Origin of the sequence: Paracoccus salipaludis (genome assembly GCF_002287065.1) — a bacterium.
Classification (GTDB): Bacteria; Pseudomonadota; Alphaproteobacteria; order Rhodobacterales; family Rhodobacteraceae; genus Paracoccus; species Paracoccus salipaludis.
This window is the reverse complement of sequence record NZ_NSJZ01000003.1, coordinates 43707-59354: the sequence shown is the minus strand read 5'-3', so window position 1 is coordinate 59354 and position 15648 is coordinate 43707. Positions and strand designations below refer to the sequence as shown.

The following is a 15648-nucleotide window of genomic DNA, read 5'->3' as shown; positions in this document are numbered from 1 at the left end:
AGCCCCTTCCGGCGGCGGCCGGCGATCCCGTCCCTGCCCCCTTCCTGCGAGGCGCCGATGACCCCCACGGCTATTGTCCGGCCCCATGTTCCGCCGTCCCCCGGCGCCCGGCCCTCGATCCTGATGATCGACAACTACGACAGCTTCACCTGGAACCTCGTCCATTACCTGGGCGAGGCCGGGGCCGAGGTCGAGGTGATCCGCAACGACGCCCTGACGGTGGATGACGCGCTGGCCCGCCGTCCCGCGGGCATCCTGGTCTCGCCCGGCCCCTGCGCGCCGGCGCAGGCGGGGATCATCGTGCCCCTGATCCGCGCCGCGGCAGAGGCGGGCGTGCCGCTGATGGGCGTGTGCCTGGGCCACCAGGCGATCGGCGAAGCCTTCGGCGGTCGCGTCGTGCGCGCCGCCCGCATCGTCCACGGCAAGACGGACGAGATCGCCCACGACGCCACCGGCGTCTTCGCGGGCCTGCCCTCGCCCCTGCGGGCCACGCGCTATCATTCGCTGACGGTCGAGCCCGAGACCCTGCCCGACTGCCTGCGCGTGACCGCCACGGCTGGCGACGGCACGATCATGGGGCTGGCGCATCGTAGCCTGCCCATCGAGGGCGTGCAGTTCCACCCCGAAAGCATCCGGTCCGAGCATGGGCACGAGATGATCGGCAACTTCCTGCGCCGCTGCTCGAACGCGGCGGGGGTGGCGGCATGAGCGCGGCCACCGACATCCGCCCGCTGATCGGCGTTGCCGCCGCGCGCCCCCTGACGGGCGAGGAGGCCGAGGCCGCATTCGGCGCGCTGTTCGACGGCAAGGCCACGCCCGCGCAGATCGGCGGGCTGCTGATGGCCATGCGCGTGCGCGGCGAGACGGTGGACGAGATCGCCGCCGCCGTCCGCGCCATGCGCGCCCGCATGAACCGCATCACCGCGCCGGACGGGGCCATCGACATCGTGGGCACCGGGGGGGACGGCAAGGGCACGCTGAACATCTCGACCGCGACTGCCTTCGTGGTGGCGGGCGCGGGCGTGCCGGTCGCCAAGCACGGCAACCGCAACCTGTCGTCGAAGTCGGGCTCGGCCGACGCGCTGACGCACCTGGGGTTGGACGTGATGGGCGGCCCGGCGCTGGCGCAAGCCGCGCTGGACGACTGCGGCATCTGCTTCATGATGGCGCCGACCTATCATCCCGCCATGCGCCACGTCGGCCCGGCGCGGCACGAACTGGGAACGCGCACGATCTTCAACCTGCTGGGGCCGATGACGAACCCGGCGGGGGTCACGGCGCAGCTGACGGGCGCCTTTTCCGCCGACTGGCTGCGGCCGATGGCGGAAACGCTGCGGGAACTGGGGTCCACCTCGGCCTGGCTGGTCCATGGGGGCGACGGCACGGACGAGCTGTCCATCGCCGAGCCCAGCCGCGTGGCGCAACTGAAGGACGGCGAGGTGACCGAGTTCGAGGTCTCGCCCGAGGACGCGGGCCTGCCGGTCCATCCCTTTGACGAGATCGTGGGCGGCGAGCCTGCCCAGAACGCCGCCGCCCTGCGCGCGCTGCTGGACGGCGTGCAGGGGGCCTATCGCGACGCCGTGCTGCTGAACGCGGCGGGCGCGCTGGTGGTGGCGGGTCGTGCCGCCGACCTGCGCGAAGGGGTCGAGATCGCCCGCGAGTCGATCGACTCGGGCGCCGCGAAGCAACGCCTCGCGCGGCTGGCCGCCGTCACCGGCGCGCCAGAGGCGCCCTAGCCGCATGTCCTCTTCTGTCCCCGGATATCCCCACCGGAGGCTTTGGCCGTGACCGAGCCGGTCCCTCCGCAAGCCTGGGCGCATCTGCCCTTCTTCGCCGAGGCCTGGCCCGCCATCCGCGACCGCCTGCGGGACCGCGACTGGCTGCCCGGTCCCGGCCGGGTCTTCGCCGCGCTCGAGGCGCTGGCTCCGGCCGAGGTCCGGGTCGTGATCCTGGGGCAGGACCCCTATCCGACGCCCGGCCATGCCAACGGGCTCGCCTTCTCGGTCAACCCCGGCGTGCCGCTGCCCCGGTCGCTGGCCAACATCTTCAAGGAACTTCAGGCCGACACCGGCGCGCGCCCCGCCTCGGGCGACCTCACCCCCTGGGCCCGGCAGGGCGTTCTGCTGCTGAACACCGCGCTGTCCGTGGAACCCGGCCAGGCGGGCGCCCACGCCCGCTGGGGGTGGGAGCGTCTCGCCCGCGAAGCGATCGCCGAGGCGCAGCGCCACCGTCCGCTGGCCTTCGTCCTCTGGGGCGCCCATGCGGCGAAGGTGGCGGAGGGACTGCCCCGCGACGGGGACCTGGTGGTGCAGAGCGCCCATCCCTCGCCCCTGTCGGCCAAGCGGGGGTTCTTCGGCTCACGGCCCTTCAGCCGGGTGAACGACTGGCTGGCGGGCCGGGGCGAGCCCGAGATCGACTGGTCGGGCGAAACGGCCTGAGCCGCGGGGGCATTGCGCCCCCTCGCACCACCGCAGGGCCTTCACCTGAAGAAGAACGTCCATTTGCCCGGGCCCTGAGGTTGGCCCGTTGCCACCATGGCCTGTCAGGGGCTAACTGCCCGCATGGACATTCTGGAACGCATCAAGAGCTACAAGCTCGAGGAAATCGCCGCCGCCAAGGCCGCCCGGCCCCTTTCGGACGTCGAGGCCGCCGCGCGCAGCGCCCCGCCCGTCCGGGGCTTTGCCCGCGCGCTGACCGGCAAGGCCGCGACCGGCCCGGCGCTGATTGCCGAGATCAAGAAGGCCAGCCCCTCGAAGGGCCTGATCCGGCCGGACTTCGATCCGCCCGCGCTGGCCCGCGCCTATCAGGCGGGCGGCGCGGCCTGCCTGTCGGTGCTGACCGATGCGCCCTCCTTCCAGGGCGCGCCCGAGTTCCTGATGGCGGCGCGCGAGGCCTGCGAGTTGCCGGTGCTGCGCAAGGACTTCCTGCACGACCCCTACCAGGTCGCCGAGGCGCGTGCCTGGGGGGCGGACTGCATCCTGATCATCATGGCCTCGGTGGACGACACGCTGGCCGCCGAGCTTGAGGATGCAGCGAGCCACTGGGGCATGGATGCGCTGATCGAGGTCCATGACGCGGAGGAACTCGACCGCGCCCTGCGGCTGAGATCGCCCCTGATCGGCATCAACAATCGCAATCTCAAGACCTTCGACGTCGATCTTGAGACGACGCTGAAGCTCGCGCCGCGCATCCCGGCCGAGCGGGAGGTGGTCTGCGAAAGCGGGCTGTTCACCGCCGACGACCTCGGCCGGATGATGAAGGCAGGCGTGCGCCGCTTCCTGATCGGCGAAAGCCTGATGCGGCAGGCGGATGTCACCGCGGCCACCCGTCAGATCCTGGGGGCCGCATGACGCTGACCCATTTCGACGCCGCCGGTCAGGCGCATATGGTGGATGTTTCCGGCAAGGAACCCACCGCGCGCGAGGCCGTGGCCGAGGCGCTGGTTCTCATGTCCCCCGAAACGCTGGCGCTGGCTCAGGGTGGCGCGGCCAAGGGCGACGTGCTGGGCGTGGCGCGGTTGGCCGGGATCATGGGGGCCAAGCGGACGGCCGAGCTGATCCCCCTCTGCCACCCCCTGCCGCTGGACAAGGTGGCGCTGGACCTTGAAGCGGACGCTGCCCTGCCCGGCGTGCGCATCACCGCGACGGCGCGGACCACCGGCCGCACCGGCGTTGAGATGGAGGCGCTGACCGCCGCCACCGTCGCCGCGCTGACCGTCTATGACATGCTCAAGGCCGCGCAGAAGGACATGCGGATCGAGGGCGTGCGTCTGCTGAAGAAGACAGGGGGCAAGTCCGGCAGCTTCGAGGCCGCGCCGTGAGCCTTCTGTCCGTCGATCAGGCGCTGGAACTGGTCCTGGCCCTTGCGCGCCCGCCCTGCCCCGAGGACGTGGATATCCAGGACGCGTTGGGCCGGGTGCTGATGCTGGACGCCGTGTCCGCGATCACCCAGCCGCCCTTCGACGCGGCAGCGATGGATGGCTATGCCGTCCGCAGCGCGGACCTGCCGGGTCCCCTGCGCGTCGTGGGCGAGTCCGCCGCTGGTCGCCCCTGGCAGGGCACCCTCGGCGCGGGCGAGGCGCTGCGCATCTTCACCGGCGCCCCGGTGCCGGCGGGCACCGACCGCGTCGTGATGCAGGAAGACACGGCGCGCGACGGCGATCAGGTCACGATCACGGGGAAGCCGGGCCGCACCCATATCCGGCCGCGCGGCAACGACTTTGCCGAAGGCGAAACGCTGCCCGCCGGACGCAGGCTCTCGGCCGTCGACCTTGGGCTTCTGGCGGCAATGAACGTGCCCCGCGTCACCGTCGCGCGGGCGCCGCGGGTGGCCGTGCTGGCCGGGGGGGATGAGCTGGTGCGGCCGGGAGAGGTTCCGGAACCCGGCCAGATCATCAGCTCGAACGACATCGCGGTCGCGGCACTGGCCCGCGCCGCAGGGGCCGAGGCGCATATCCTGCCGCTGGCACGCGACACCGAGGAGAGCCTGCGTTCCGCCTTCGAGGAAGCGCGGGGCGCGGACCTGATCGTGACCATCGGTGGCGCCTCGGTCGGCGACCACGACCTGGTCGGTCGGGTCGCCGAGGGGCTGGGAATGGAGCGTGCCTTCCATCGCATCGCCATGCGGCCGGGAAAGCCGCTGATGGCGGGACGGCTGGGCACGTCGGCCCTGCTGGGTCTGCCCGGAAACCCGGTATCGGCCATCGTGACGGCGCTGCTGTTCATGCAGCCGCTGATCCGGCGGATGCAGGGGCAGGCCGAGGCAGGCGCGCCGTTGCGGCATGGCGTCCTGGGTCGCAGCCTGCCGCCCGAGGGCGACCGGCAGCATTACCTGCGTGCGCGCCTTGGCGAAGGCGAGCGCGGAGTGGTCGTCGAGCCGTTCGAGGACCAGGACTCGGCCAGGTTGAAGCTGATGGCCGAAGCGGATGCGCTGCTGGTCCGGCCTGCGGGCGATCCCGCGCGCGAGATCGGCGCGCAGGTATGCTACATTCCCCTGAGCCGTTAACCGAATCTTCACCCGAATCAGGTTAGCCGTTGACCTGAAAGGTGAACGTGTCTAGAACAATCAATGAACTAGACCCGTCATTCGAGGGGACGATACGCCGTGCTGACCAAGAAACAGATCCAGTTGCTGGAGTTCATCCAGGCCCGCATGGCGCGTGACGGCGTTCCCCCGTCCTTTGACGAAATGAAGATGGCGCTGGACCTGCGTTCGAAGTCGGGGATCCACCGGCTCGTGACCGCGCTCGAGGAACGGGGCTTCATCCGCCGCCTGCCCCATCGCGCCCGCGCCCTGGAAATCCTGCGCCTGCCCGATGCGCTGATGCGGGGCGAAGGCGAGGAAGGCGGCTTCCGCCCCCGCGTGATCTCGAACGACCGCCCCCTGCCCGCCCCCCGTCCGCGCGGCGCGATGCCGATCGTCGACAGCCCTGCGGTCGAATTGCCGGTGATGGGCCGCATCGCGGCTGGTGTCCCGATCGAGGCGATCTCGGAAGTGTCGCACCACATCGCGGTGCCCGGCTCGATGCTGTCGGGGCGCGAGCATCACTATGCGCTCGAGGTCAAGGGCGACTCGATGATCGAAGCGGGGATCAACGACGGCGACGTGGTGGTGATCCGCGAACAGGACACGGCCGAGAACGGCGACATCATCGTCGCACTGGTCGAGGGTGCCGAAGCCACGCTGAAGCGTTATCGCCGCCGGGGCGGCATGATCGCGCTGGAGGCCGCGAACTCGGCCTATGAGACGCGCGTCCTGCCCGAGGACAAGGTCCGCATCCAGGGCCGCCTGGTCGGGCTGATCCGCAGCTACTGAGGCCATCGTCCCCCCGTTCGCCTGAGGGCACGGCGGGCTGAAGGGCTTACTGCAAGAAGACAAGGCGCTTTCCCGCAACGGACGGGCGCACGGAACTCGCGGCGTAAAGCCCGAAGGCGGAGTCTGCTGCTGTCCTTTCCTTGCGAGGCATCCGATCGCTGCTGAACATCTGCGGACAGACGGACGCGCTGCGACATCCGGCTCGCGAGACGTATCTCGGCGAATGGTAGCCCAACCATTCGCCGAGGCCTTCCTGCGCGTTCAGGCACCGCCACCACCATGTTGTGACATGAGGTTGAGGCGGTCCGCCCGAAGAACAGCGCTGATCAGGCCTCATCTAACCCCGGTTCGAACAGGTCTGAGCTTTTTCGGACCTGCTGAACAGATCAGGTCATCTCGGCTTCTGGCCTCTTGCGACACGGCCGCTTTCCCGTGCGCTGCCGGACTATCCGCCGACCCTCGCTTCTCCCGGCAGGGCGTGCGGGATCATGCCCGGACCCTCGCGGCGGCCCCAAGGGCGATGCTGCTGGGGTCAGGCGATCGCGGGCAACCACAGTACAGCAATCGTTGCAACCGAGATCGCCGCGACGCCGATCATGTCGACTAGAACATCAGGCAGATCAAACATGCGTTTCATGGGAGCCTCCGTGGATGTTGATGCTTTGTTCTCATTTTAAGGCAACCTTGTAAAGAACTTTAAGAGAACATTTGCAGTTCAGGGTACTCCCCTGTCCCTATCGCTCTGGCAGCCACCCCTCAGCCGAAGGAAGCTGTGCAGGGAAACCGACCTCTGTTTCCCAAATGGGCGGCGCGGTCCCATGGGTTGCTCAAACGTCGTGCTTGCTCGCGTGGGCTTGTGCCATTCGGCTGACCGGCTCAGGCCTGTTCGGGCAACGCCGCATCGCTGTCGGATCGCGTCAGGCCCTCCCCATACCTGTCGCCCGGCTGCGGGGTGCCTCGGGTGCGACAAGCGGTCTTCATGGGGCTGCGTCGTGATCGTACCGGACTCTCCGGCGCCCCAGGAAGCTGCCAGAACGCGCCCGGCGATATCCGAGGCCACTGATCAGATGTGGAACGGCGACGCGCAGACTGGCGACTGACGCGCTGCCTTTCGCCATCTGGGAAACGCAGTAGCGACCGCCGACGAGCCAGGGCGCGCGGTTCGAGAACTCCTCGAAACCGCCATCGCGGATTCCATGCGCGCGGAGCCTGCCCTTTCCCAGATCGGCCGAGCCGGGACAGCTTGGTGCAGAAGCATCGCCCTGCCTGACTCGGTCCCGCCCCCTGGACCGCCGGGCCGTCTTGCCACAAGGAAGGCCTCGGCCTAGGCAGCGTTCCCGCCGCGGCCCCCGGGCTGATGACACTATCCGGCCGCCATGAGCCCGATGGCGCGGTCCTGTTCCATCAGCCACAGCAGCAGACGGATCGCCTGGCCGCGCTCGCCCGAAAGCTCGGGGTCCTGGTCCAGCAGCAATCGCGCGTCCTGGCGGGCGGTGGCCAGCAGATCGGCTTGCCGTTCGAGGTCCGCGACCCGGAAGCGCGGCAGGCCGGATTGCGCCGTGCCGATCACGTCGCCCGCGCCGCGCATCGCCAGGTCCTCTTCGGCGATGCGGAAGCCGTCCTCGGTTTCGCGCAGGATCTGCAACCGGCGGCGGGCGGATTCGGACAGCGGCTCGTGGTAAAGCAGCAGGCAGCTCGAGGCGCCCTCGCCCCGGCCCACCCGCCCACGCAACTGGTGAAGCTGCGCGAGGCCGAAGCTTTCGGCGCGCTCGATCACCATGATTGTCGCTTCGGGAACGTTCACCCCGACCTCGATCACGGTCGTGGCGACCAGCAGTTGCGCGCGCCCGGAAGCGAAATCGGCCATGGCCGCATCGCGCGCCTCGGGCGGCATCTGGCCGTGGACCAGCCGGACGCGGTCGCCGAAGCGCGCCCGCAGCATCTGGAAGCGGTCCTCGGCGGCGGTCAGGTCCACCACCTCGCTTTCCTCGACCAGCGGGCAGACCCAATAGGCCCGCGCGCCCCGGTCCATGGCGGTCTGAAGACGGGCCGCCACGTCCTCGATGCGCGAGTCCGGCAGGACGGTCGTGACCACCGGCTTGCGGCCCGGCGGCTTTTCGTCCAGCACCGACAGGTCCATGTCGCCGTATTGCGCAAGCGCGAGGCTGCGCGGGATCGGGGTCGCCGTCATCACCAGCATGTCGGGGCGCAGGCCCTTGGCGGCCAGTTCCAGACGCTGGGCCACGCCGAAGCGGTGCTGTTCGTCGATCACGGCCAGCCGCAGGTCGTGGAAGGTCACGCCCGGCTGGAACACGGCATGCGTCCCGACCAGCACGCCGATGCGGCCTGCCGCAAGATCGGCCAGCACGGTTTCCCGCGCCTCGCCCTTGTCGCGGCCCGTGAGCAGCGCGATGCGGATGCCGGCCGCCTCGGCCAGAGGCGTCAGCGCGGCCAGATGCTGGCGGGCGAGGATCTCGGTCGGCGCCATCAGCACGCCCTGCCCGCCCGCCTCGACGGCGGCGAACAGCGCGAGTGCCGCGACCAGCGTCTTGCCCGAGCCCACGTCGCCCTGAAGCAGGCGGTTCATGCGCTGGGGACTTGCCATGTCGGCGGTGATCTCGGCCACGGCACGTGCCTGCGCGCCGGTCGGCGGCCAAGGCAGCGCCTTCAGGACACGCGCCTGCAGGCGTCCCTCGGCCTGCGTCACGCGGCCAGCCGTGCGGCGGCGGTCGCGGCGCACCAGCGCCAGCGTCATCTGGTGGGCGAGCAGTTCGTCATAGGCCAGCCGTTCGCGCGCAGGCGACAGCAGCGACAGGTCGTCCATGCCCCTGGGATCATGCGCGGCACGGATCGCCGCCGACCAGTCGGGCCAGCCGCGCTGCAGAATCAGCGTCGGCTCGACCCATTCCGGCAGGGACGGGGCGCGGTCGATCGCGGCGGCGGCGGCGCGTGCGACGACGCGCTGCGTCAGGGCGCCCGCCAGCGGATAGACCGGCTCGAAGCCCGAGGGCGGAGGGTCCGAGGGCGACAGGATGTGGTCGGGGTGGACCATCTGGGCGAGGCCGTCGAACAGCTCGACCTTGCCGGAAATCACGCGCGTGGCGCCGATGGGAAGCTGGGATTCTATCCATGGTGCGCGGGCGTGGAAGAAGACCAGCGCGAGGTCGCCCGAATCGTCTGCGCAGATCACACGCCAAGGGCGGCCCTTGCTTGCGGGCTGGTGGTGGCGCAGCACACGGACCGTGACGGTGGCGATCTCGGACGGGCGCAGGTCGGCCAGGCGCGCGACCGTGCGGCGGGCGATCCCGGCCGTGGGTAGATGGAACAGCAGGTCGCGTGGACGGGTGACGTTCAGCGCGGCAAAGGCCTCGGCGGCCTTGGGGCCGACGCCGGGCAGGGTCTCGACGCCCGCGAACAGGGGAAACAGGATTGGCGGGCGGCCCTTCGGCGCGGCCGGGCGGCCGGAGGAAGCGGCGGAGGCCGGATTACGGGACGCGGAAGGTCCCTTGTTCGGGTCGGCGGGCGAGGCCGCCGGGGCGGGCTGGGCGAACAGGTCGTCCTGCCCCGCCCCGCCGCCCTGCGCCCTGTCCAACTGCGAAGGTTCCACCGTCCGCCGGTCGGTGTCGCCCGGCGGACCGGTCCCGCTCAGCCCCGGGCGATTGCCAGCCATTGGTCCTCGTCGATCACGCGGATGCCGAGTTCGGCCGCCTTCGCCGCCTTCGATCCCGCGCCCGGCCCGGCCACCAGCAGGTCGGTGCGCGAGGAAACCGAGCCCGCAACCTTGGCGCCCAGCGCCTCGGCCCGCGCCTTGGCTTCGGCGCGGGTCATCTTTTCCAGCGAGCCGGTGAAGACGACCGTCAGGCCCGCGATGGCGCTGTCGGCCTTGGCCACGGGGGCCGCGGGCTCGATGGTCAGGTGGGCCGCCAGCCGGTCGATCACGGCGCGCTCGGCGGGCTGGGCGAAGCTGGCGGTCAGCGACTCGGCCAGGACGGCGCCGATCCCTTCGATGCCGGTCAGGTCGTTCCAAGCGGCGCGGGATTCTGACGGCACGGGTGGGTTGGCGGCCCAGACGGCGGCACGCACGGCCGACACCGAGGCGCGGCGGCCCTGCGTGGCAGCGGCAGCGCGTTCGGTGGCGACCGCCTCGTCGGCGGCGCGGTGGCGCGAAGCGGCGGGGGCGGCAGCATCCAAGGCCGCGACCAGCGCCTCCCATGTGCCATAGTGGCGGGCGAGCGTGGCGGCGGCGACCTCACCCACGTGGCGGATGCCGAGCGCATAGATCAGGCGGGCCAGCGGAATCGTCCGGCGCTCCTCGATGGCGCGGAACAGGTTTTCCGCCGAGCGTTCGCCCCAGCCCTCCCGGTTCTTCAGCCGCGCCAGCCCCTTCGCGTCGCGGGCGGCGAGGGTGAAGATATCGGCGGGCTCGCGGATGGGCAGGGTCGGGTCGGCGAAGAAGGCCTCGACCTGCTTGACGCCCAGCCCCTCGATGTCGAAGGCGGCGCGGGACACGAAATGGCGCAGGCGCTCGATGGCCTGCGCGGGGCAGCCGAGCCCCCCCGAGCAGCGGCGGACCGAGTCGCCCGGCTCGCGGATCGCCTCGCTGCCGCATTCGGGGCAGGTCGTGGGGAAGGCGTAGGGTTCCGGGTTGGTGCGACGGGACAGGTCCACGTCCGCGATCTTGGGGATCACGTCGCCCGCGCGATAGACCTGCACCCAGTCGCCCTCGCGGATGTCGCGGCCCTCGCGGATGGGCTGCCCGCGCGAGTCGTGGCCGGCGACATAGTCCTCGTTGTGCAGCGTGGCGTTCGAGACGACGACGCCGCCGACCGTGACCGGCGTCAGGCGCGCGACGGGGGACAGCGCGCCGGTCCGTCCGACCTGGATCTCGATGCGGTCAAGGCGGGTCCAGGCAATCTCGGCCGGGAACTTGTGCGCCAGCGCCCAGCGCGGGGTGGTGGCGCGGAAGCCGAGCCGTTCTTGCAGGGCGATGTCGTCCACCTTGTAGACGACACCGTCGATGTCGAAGCCCAGCGTGGCGCGGCGCTGTTCCAGGTCGGACCAGACCGCCATCAGCTCATCGACGCTGTGGCAGAGGCGCGGGTTCGTGGTCGGAAAGCCGAGCCCGGCCAGCCGCGCGACGGCCCCGGACTGGGTGGGGGCCAGCGGCGCGCTGACCTCGCCCCAGCCATAGGCGAAGAAGCGCAAGGGGCGGCGGGCGGTGACCGCCGGGTCAAGCTGGCGCAGCGATCCCGCCGCCGCGTTCCGGGGGTTGGCGAAGGTGCGGTCGGCGCCGCTTTCGTTCAGGCGCGCGAAGTCCTCGTGGCCCATGTAGACCTCGCCCCGCACCTCCAGCACCTCGGGGGCGCCGGTCAGGCTGTGCGGGATGTCGGCGATGGTGCGGGCGTTGGCGGTGACGTTCTCGCCCACCGTGCCGTCGCCGCGCGTGGCGGCCTGCACCAGTTGCCCGCCCTCATAGCGCAGGGACAGCGAGAGGCCGTCGATCTTGGGCTCGGCGGTCATGGGGACGGGCGCGTCGGCGGGCAGGTTCAGGAAGCTGCGGACGCGGGCGACGAACTCGGCCACCTCCTCGCGCGAGAAGGCGTTCCCCAGCGACATCATGCGCTGGGCGTGGCGGACCTTGGCGAAACGCTCCGACGGGGCCGCGCCCACGCTCTGCGTGGGACTGTCGGGCGCGGCAAGCTCGGGATGCGCGGCTTCCAGCGCGGCAAGGCGACGTTTCAGCGCGTCGTATTCGGCGTCCGAGATGATCGGCGCGTCGTCGCGGTGATAGGCGAGGTCGGCCTCGGCCACGCGCGCGCGCAGCGCCCCGATCTCGGCGGCGGGGTCCTGCAAGTGATCCGCCGTGCTGTCCAGCCCTGCCATGTCGTCCCGCCTGCGATGGGGTCCCCACGCGCGGGGACGCCTGCCGGGTTTACCGAGGCGCGGGCGCGCTTGTCCAGCCGGAGGCCCCCGGGGGGCGATGCCTTCACCGTGACGCGAGCGAAACTTGCACGAGGCCCGGGCGCACCCGACATGGCCTTGCATGACATTGACCCGCCGCAGCCTGCTCGCCCTTGGCCTTGCCGCCGCCCCCGCCCTTGCCCTGCCCGTTCGCGGCGGGGCGCAGGAGACGCTGGATGCGATCCTCGACACAGCCGGCGAACATGACCAGTTGCGCGCCATTGCCATCTGGCGGGGTGGCGAAGTGGCAGCGCGGGGCTATGGCGGCTTCACGCCCGACCGTCCGACCAACATCAAGTCGGCCTCGAAGTCGATCGTTTCGGCGCTGGCCGGCATCGCCATCGAGCGCGGCGTGCTGAAGGGCGCAGACCAGCCCGTGGCCGAGGTGCTGCGCGACGACTTTCCCGCCAGCCCCGACCCGAGGCTGTTCCGCGTGACGCTTGGCAACCTCCTGTCGATGCAGGCGGGGCTGGAGCGCCAGTCGGGCCGGAACTACGGCGCATGGGTCAGCAGCCGGAACTGGGTGCGCGCGGCGCTGGCGGCGCCCTTCGTGGCAGAGCCGGGCGGGCGGATGCTGTATTCCACGGCGTCGAGCCATCTCGTCTCGGCCATGCTGACGCGGGCGGCGGGCCGCTCCACGCTGGCGCTGGCGCGCGAGTGGCTGGACATCCCCGGCTTCGAGATCGGCGGGTGGGAACGGGACCCGCAGGGCGTCTATCTGGGCGGCAACGAGATGGCGATGAGCACGCGTTCGCTGCTGGCCTTCGGCGCGGCTTACGCGGAAGGCGGCGCGGGCGTGATCCCGCCGGGCTGGATCGCGGAAAGCTGGCGGCCGAGGACGCAGTCGATGTTCACCGGTTCGGGCTATGGCTACGGCTGGTTCCTGGCGCGGATGGCCGGGCGGCCGGTCAACTATGGCTGGGGCTATGGCGGGCAGATGATCTATGTCGCCCCCACCCTGAGGGGCCGTCCCGCGGTGGCGATCGCGATGACCTCGGACCCCGACCAGCCCTCGGGGCGCACGGGCTACCGCGACGAGCTGCACGGGCTGGCCGCGCGGCTGCTGACGGCGCTTGGTTGACGGGCTGGCGGCACACGGATAGTCGCCCGGACATGGCGCGCGCACCCCTTCTGCAACTCACCGACATTTCTCTGACCTTCGGCGGCAATCCCGTCTTCGAGGGGCTGTCCCTCACCGTCCAGCCCGGCGACCGGGTGGCGCTGGTCGGGCGGAACGGCTCGGGCAAATCCACGCTGATGAAGGTCATGGCCGGGCTGATCGAGCCCGACCGGGGCGAGGTCATCGTCCCCACCGGCACCACCGTCGGCTACATGGAACAGGACCCGGACCTGTCCGGCTTCGCCACGCTGGGCGATTTTGCCGCCGCGGGCCTGCCGCCGGGCGAGGGCTATCGCGTCGAGATGGCCGCCGAGGGGCTGAAGTTCGACCCCCATCGCCCCGTGGCCACCGCGTCGGGCGGCGAGCGGAGGCGGGCGGCGCTGGCGCGGCTGCTGGCCGAGGCGCCGGAACTCATGCTGCTGGACGAGCCCACCAACCACTTGGACATCGAGGCGATCGGCTGGCTGGAACAGCAATTGTCCGAGACGCGGGCGGCTTTCGTGCTGATCTCTCACGACCGCGCGTTCTTGCGGCGGCTGACGCGGGCGACCCTGTGGATCGACCGGGGCGAGGTGCGCCGTCAGGAACGCGGCTTCGACGCCTTCGAGGAATGGCGCGAGGAAACCTGGGCCGCCGAGGACGAGGCGCGCCACAAGCTCGACCGCAAGATCAAGGCCGAGGCACGCTGGGCCGTGGAAGGCATCAGCGCCCGGCGCAAGCGCAACATGGGCCGGGTCCGCGCGCTGCAGGCGATGCGGGCGGAACGCGCGGCCCAGATCCGGCGGCAGGGCACCGCGGCGATGGCGCTCGACTCGGGGACGCAGTCGGGCAAGCGGGTGATCGAGGCGAAGGGGATCTCCAAGGCCTTCGGCGAGCGGGTGATCCTGCGGCCCTTCGACCTGCGCGTGCTGCGGGGCGACCGCGTGGCCTTTGTCGGCCCGAACGGCGCGGGCAAGACCACGCTGATCAAGATGCTGACGGGCGAGATCCCGCCCGATACCGGCACCGTCGCCCACGGCACCAATCTGGAGATCGCCGTCTTCGATCAGGCGCGCGCCTCGATCGACGACAGCGCGACCCTGTGGGAGGCGCTGACGAACGATCCGTCCATGCGGGTCTCGGGGCGGTCCGACCAGGTGATGGTGCGCGGGCAGCCGAAGCATGTCGTGGCCTACCTGAAGGACTTCCTGTTCGACGACGCGCAGGCGCGGGCGCCGGTCGGCAGCCTGTCGGGCGGCGAGAAGGCGCGGCTGCTGCTGGCCCGGATCATGGCGCGGCCCTCGAACCTGCTGGTGCTGGACGAGCCGACCAACGACCTGGACATCGAGACGCTGGACCTGCTGCAGGACATCCTTGGCGAATATGACGGCACGGTGCTGCTGGTCAGCCACGACCGCGACTTCATCGACCGCGTGGCGGACACGACCGTGGCGATGGAGGGCGATGGACGCGCCGTGATCTATGCGGGAGGCTGGAGCGACTATCGCGCCCAGCGCGGCGAGGATGCGCCCGAGCCTGCGGCGGCCGCCCCTGCCCGCCCGGCTTCCGCCCCCGAGGCCCGGAAGTCCGAAGCGCCGCGCCGGAACGGCCTCAGCTTCACCGAGAAGCACCGGCTGGAATCGCTGCCCGCGATCATCGAGCGGCTGGAAGCCGAGATCGCGAAGCTGAACGAATTCCTGGCCCAGCCGGACCTGTTCCAGACTGCCCCCGCCAAGTTCGCCAAGGCGTCCGAAGGGCTGGCCGAGCGGCAGGCGGCGCTGGCGGCGGCCGAGGAGGAGTGGCTGGAACTGGCCGAGCGCGCCGAGGCCTGACGCGCGGCAACCGGGGCTCTGCCCCGGACCCCGGGGTATTTCGGTCAGGAAGAAGAACAAGGGGGGGCAGAAGTCGGAAATCGTTGACTCTGGCGCCCCGACCCGCCATATACCTGCGACCGGCCGGGCTTGCGCCCTTGGCCGGCTGTTCATTTTAACACCACCCCGCAAGGGTGCGCTGTCCGAGGCTGGGGCCGCAAGGCCCGACGAACGCCGGGAAACCGGGGCCACAGGGCGCGGCAAGGGAAAGAGACGAAACGATGTTCGCAGTCCTGAAGACGGGCGGCAAGCAGTACCGGGTCCAGCCCGGTGACGTGCTGCGCGTCGAGAAACTGGCCGCCGAAGCCGGCGACAAGGTCCGGTTCGACGAGATCCTGATGATCGGCTCGACCATCGGCGCGCCCCTGGTCAGCGGCGCGGGCGTGGTGGCCGAGGTCATCGACACCATCAAGGCCGACAAGGTCATCACCTTCCACAAGCGCCGCCGCAAGCACTCGTCGCAGCGCACCCGTGGCCATCGCCAGCAGCTGACCCTGCTGCGCGTGACCGAGCTGCTGGAAACCGGCGCCGACACGTCGGACGTCAAGGCCGCCATCGGCGCGCGTGCCGCCGGCCGTGCGGCTGCCACCACCGCTCAGGAGATCTGATCCATGGCACACAAGAAAGCAGGCGGCTCGTCCCGGAACGGCCGCGACTCCGCCGGTCGCCGTCTTGGCGTCAAGCTGTTCGGTGGCCAGTCGGCGCTGGCCGGCAACATCATCGTGCGTCAGCGCGGCACCCAGTGGTGGCCGGGCCAGAACGTCGGCATGGGCCGCGACCACACCCTGTTCGCCCTGACCGAAGGCACCGTGTCCTTCCGCAAGGGCCTGAAGGGCCGAACCTATATCTCGATCCAGCCCGCGGCCACCGCGGCCGAGTAAGCCGACCGGCGCACAAGCATCG

The 15648-nt window shown here is 70.9% G+C and carries 13 protein-coding genes; 11 read left to right on the top strand and 2 right to left on the bottom strand.

What is annotated here, in order from left to right; genetic code table 11:
- The first annotated feature begins 57 nt into the window (after positions 1-57).
- The 7 genes from CK240_RS05300 (at position 58) to lexA (ending at position 5814) form a co-directional block, all read left to right on the top strand.
- Positions 58-708, top strand: coding sequence for an anthranilate synthase component II (locus CK240_RS05300; RefSeq protein ID WP_095639305.1), 651 nt, complete (start codon positions 58-60; stop codon positions 706-708).
- Positions 705-1736, top strand: a complete 1032-nt coding sequence (gene trpD, locus CK240_RS05295) for an anthranilate phosphoribosyltransferase (protein ID WP_095639304.1) — start codon at positions 705-707, stop codon at positions 1734-1736. The genes CK240_RS05300 and trpD overlap by 4 nt, the downstream gene beginning before the upstream one ends.
- 48 nt (positions 1737-1784) lie before the next feature.
- On the top strand, positions 1785-2438 hold the full coding sequence (locus CK240_RS05290) for a uracil-DNA glycosylase (protein ID WP_095639503.1): 654 nt from the start codon (positions 1785-1787) through the stop codon (positions 2436-2438).
- A gap of 123 nt (positions 2439-2561) precedes the next feature.
- Complete coding sequence (gene trpC / locus CK240_RS05285; RefSeq protein WP_095639303.1) at positions 2562-3350, top strand: indole-3-glycerol phosphate synthase TrpC; 789 nt, start codon at positions 2562-2564, stop codon at positions 3348-3350.
- Positions 3347-3820: a cyclic pyranopterin monophosphate synthase MoaC gene (gene moaC / locus CK240_RS05280; RefSeq protein WP_095639302.1), complete on the top strand. Its 474-nt coding sequence runs from the start codon at positions 3347-3349 to the stop codon at positions 3818-3820. Before trpC ends, moaC begins: the two co-directional genes overlap by 4 nt.
- Positions 3817-5004 carry a molybdopterin molybdotransferase MoeA gene (locus CK240_RS05275; protein WP_095639301.1) on the top strand — a complete coding sequence of 396 codons (1188 nt, stop codon included), beginning with the start codon at positions 3817-3819 and terminating at the stop codon, positions 5002-5004. Before moaC ends, CK240_RS05275 begins: the two co-directional genes overlap by 4 nt.
- A gap of 99 nt (positions 5005-5103) precedes the next feature.
- Positions 5104-5814 carry a transcriptional repressor LexA gene (lexA, locus tag CK240_RS05270; protein ID WP_095639300.1) on the top strand — a complete coding sequence of 237 codons (711 nt, stop codon included), beginning with the start codon at positions 5104-5106 and terminating at the stop codon, positions 5812-5814.
- 1363 nt (positions 5815-7177) lie between these two features.
- On the opposite strand, the gene recG is transcribed toward lexA, so the two are convergent.
- Both recG and ligA read right to left on the bottom strand, forming a co-directional pair.
- Positions 7178-9484 (bottom strand): ATP-dependent DNA helicase RecG, encoded by a 2307-nt coding sequence (gene recG, locus CK240_RS05265; protein ID WP_095639299.1) that lies wholly within the window; start codon positions 9482-9484, stop codon positions 7178-7180.
- Positions 9460-11697 carry an NAD-dependent DNA ligase LigA gene (gene ligA, locus CK240_RS05260; RefSeq protein ID WP_095639298.1) on the bottom strand — a complete coding sequence of 746 codons (2238 nt, stop codon included), beginning with the start codon at positions 11695-11697 and terminating at the stop codon, positions 9460-9462. Before ligA ends, recG begins: the two co-directional genes overlap by 25 nt.
- A 160-nt stretch (positions 11698-11857) precedes the next feature.
- Between ligA and CK240_RS05255 the strand changes: the two genes are divergently transcribed.
- From CK240_RS05255 to rpmA, 4 genes are all read left to right on the top strand, one after another.
- Complete coding sequence (locus tag CK240_RS05255; RefSeq protein WP_167649970.1) at positions 11858-12856, top strand: serine hydrolase domain-containing protein; 999 nt, start codon at positions 11858-11860, stop codon at positions 12854-12856.
- A gap of 32 nt (positions 12857-12888) precedes the next feature.
- Positions 12889-14706 (top strand): ABC-F family ATP-binding cassette domain-containing protein, encoded by a 1818-nt coding sequence (locus CK240_RS05250; protein WP_095639296.1) that lies wholly within the window; start codon positions 12889-12891, stop codon positions 14704-14706.
- A 260-nt stretch (positions 14707-14966) separates the two neighbouring features.
- The gene (gene rplU, locus CK240_RS05245; protein WP_095639295.1) at positions 14967-15353 is read left to right on the top strand and encodes a 50S ribosomal protein L21; all 387 of its coding nucleotides are present in this window, start codon (positions 14967-14969) and stop codon (positions 15351-15353) included.
- A gap of 3 nt (positions 15354-15356) precedes the next feature.
- Positions 15357-15626 (top strand): 50S ribosomal protein L27, encoded by a 270-nt coding sequence (gene rpmA / locus CK240_RS05240; RefSeq protein ID WP_095639294.1) that lies wholly within the window; start codon positions 15357-15359, stop codon positions 15624-15626.
- The last annotated feature ends 22 nt before the right edge of the window (positions 15627-15648 follow it).

Bases quoted from the DNA above. Each gene is read 5' to 3' on its own strand.
- moaC (WP_095639302.1), top strand. From the start codon at position 3,347: ATGACGCTGACCCATTTCGACGCCGCCGGTCAGGCGCATATGGTGGAT.
- ligA (WP_095639298.1), bottom strand. From the start codon at position 11,697: ATGGCAGGGCTGGACAGCACGGCGGATCACTTGCAGGACCCCGCCGCC.
- rpmA (WP_095639294.1), top strand. From the start codon at position 15,357: ATGGCACACAAGAAAGCAGGCGGCTCGTCCCGGAACGGCCGCGACTCC.
- CK240_RS05250 (WP_095639296.1), top strand. From the start codon at position 12,889: ATGGCGCGCGCACCCCTTCTGCAACTCACCGACATTTCTCTGACCTTC.
- rplU (WP_095639295.1), top strand. From the start codon at position 14,967: ATGTTCGCAGTCCTGAAGACGGGCGGCAAGCAGTACCGGGTCCAGCCC.
- CK240_RS05300 (WP_095639305.1), top strand. From the start codon at position 58: ATGACCCCCACGGCTATTGTCCGGCCCCATGTTCCGCCGTCCCCCGGC.
- recG (WP_095639299.1), bottom strand. From the start codon at position 9,484: ATGGCTGGCAATCGCCCGGGGCTGAGCGGGACCGGTCCGCCGGGCGAC.
- trpC (WP_095639303.1), top strand. From the start codon at position 2,562: ATGGACATTCTGGAACGCATCAAGAGCTACAAGCTCGAGGAAATCGCC.
- CK240_RS05255 (WP_167649970.1), top strand. From the start codon at position 11,858: ATGACATTGACCCGCCGCAGCCTGCTCGCCCTTGGCCTTGCCGCCGCC.
- trpD (WP_095639304.1), top strand. From the start codon at position 705: ATGAGCGCGGCCACCGACATCCGCCCGCTGATCGGCGTTGCCGCCGCG.